General features: G+C 67.0%; 2 protein-coding genes. One reads left to right on the forward strand and one right to left on the reverse strand.

The window, feature by feature from the left end:
• Nucleotides 1-175: 175 nt before the first annotated feature.
• Nucleotides 176-772 carry a pyridoxamine 5'-phosphate oxidase gene (gene pdxH, locus I55_RS13415; RefSeq protein WP_083901085.1) on the reverse strand — a complete coding sequence of 199 codons (597 nt, stop codon included), beginning with the start codon at nucleotides 770-772 and terminating at the stop codon, nucleotides 176-178.
• Nucleotides 773-1,053: 281 nt separating this feature from the next.
• On the opposite strand from pdxH, the gene I55_RS13420 reads away from it, so the two are divergent.
• Nucleotides 1,054-1,524, forward strand: coding sequence for an RT0821/Lpp0805 family surface protein (locus I55_RS13420; protein ID WP_044561087.1), 471 nt, complete (start codon nucleotides 1,054-1,056; stop codon nucleotides 1,522-1,524).
• Nucleotides 1,525-1,780: the final 256 nt, after the last annotated feature.

The raw sequence follows: 1,780 nt of genomic DNA on the forward strand, positions 1-1,780 counted from the left end.
GATATAGGCGCCGAACTCTCTGGCGATCAGGACGACGGCCACGGTGACGCTGGCGTAGGTGGCGGCGCGGCGCCAACGCCCGTTGGGGTCGCTGCCCGCCGCGTCCAACTCAGGCGACCGCCCCGCCCCCGGTTCCGGTCCCATTTCCGCCGATGTCGTCATGGGACCAGGATCATCATGGGTAGAGGCGCTCCGTCGTCCAGCCCGTGCCATCTGCGCCGCGACTATACGCCAACCGGTCGTGCAAACGGAACTCCCGATCCTGCCAGAACTCGAAACGGACCGGGGTCACGCGATACCCCGACCAGTGCGGCGGCCGGGGAATGACGCCGTCGCCGAAGCGCGCCGTCTCTTCCGCCACCCGCCGCTCCAGGGTGGCGCGGCTGTCCAGCGGCTGGGACTGCTGGGACGCCCAGGCGCCGATCTGGCTGCCACGGGGCCGCACGCCGTAATACTCGTCCGCCTCCGCCGCCGTCACCGGCGTGACGGTGCCATCCACCCGCACCTGGCGACGCAGCGTCTTCCAATGGAAGCATAGGCCCGCCACCGGGCTGGCCGCCAGTTCGCGGCCCTTGCGGCTGAGGGTGTTGGTGTAGAAGACGAAGCCGCCGTCATCCACACCCTTGAGCAGCACGATGCGCACGGCCGGAATGCCGTCGGCCCCGATGGTGGCCAGTGACATAGCGTTCGGGTCGTTGGGTTCGGTCCGCGACGCCTCGTCGAGCCAAGTCTGAAACAGGACATAAGGATCGGGTGCGACAACAAAATCCATGGTCGTGGTCCGTGTCATAGATATGCCGGAATTGCCGCCCACCATACGCCACACTACATCGTTGTCCACGGAGGACGCCGCATGGACGCCCCGCACGTTTCCGTATGATTTGGGATGGTCGAATTGCCCCAGGTCATTGGCAACGGAGCCGCCCTACCCCGTAAGCACGGGAGCCGGGCGGACGGCTTGGCAAGGATGCGAGACCGGTTTACGCAAAGACACCCGGCCGCCAGCGAAGACATGGACTGGCGGCCCAAGGAGAGGAAGAAGGACTACCAACCATGAAGAAAGTCATCGTCGCGTTGATGGCGTCGAGTGTCCTGTTGAGCGCGTGCGACACCACGGGGGGCAAGAATCAGACCGTGGGCATGCTGGGCGGCGCCGCCGCCGGCGGCCTGATCGGTTCCCAGTTCGGCCACGGCGGTGGCAAGCTGGCGATGACTGGCCTGGGCGTCCTGCTGGGCGGCCTGGCCGGCAGCTCCATCGGCAAGCGCATGGACGAGGCCGACCGCGCCGCCATGGAGCGCAACACGCAGATGGCCTATTCCGCGCCCGTGGGGCAGCCCATCGTCTGGAACAACCCCAACAACGACCACCAGGTGATCGTCACCCCGGTGCGCGACGGCACCCGGGGCGACGGCTCCTATTGCCGCGAGTTCCAGCAGACCATCGTGGTCGGCGGGGAGCGGCAGCAGGGCTACGGCACGGCCTGCCGCCAGCCGGACGGCAGCTGGAAGATCGTCAACGACTGACCCCGGTTACCGCTTTGGTCCGCCCCCGGCCACGATCCCCGTGGCCGGGGCTGATCCATAGGGCCGGCCTTCAACCCCCACCCTCGAAATAGTAGGGCTGCCGCGTGCTTGAAGCGGCGAGCGCGTTGCGCATATTGTGGGGGCAGACTGGCAATAGATAGTGCGACCATGCGCGATCCCTACAAATCCTTGGCGTCGGCCGCAGCGCCAGCGCTGAAGACATCAAGCAGGCGTATCGCCGCCTCGCCAAGCAGTA

It is taken from the genome of Azospirillum sp. B4 (genome assembly GCF_000333275.1).
Classification (GTDB): Bacteria; Pseudomonadota; Alphaproteobacteria; order Azospirillales; family Azospirillaceae; genus Nitrospirillum.

What these genes read in the sequence shown, in the direction of transcription:
- pdxH (WP_083901085.1), bottom strand. Translation starts at nt 772, where the DNA reads ATGGATTTTGTTGTCGCACCCGATCCTTATGTCCTGTTTCAGACTTGG.
- I55_RS13420 (WP_044561087.1), top strand. Translation starts at nt 1,054, where the DNA reads ATGAAGAAAGTCATCGTCGCGTTGATGGCGTCGAGTGTCCTGTTGAGC.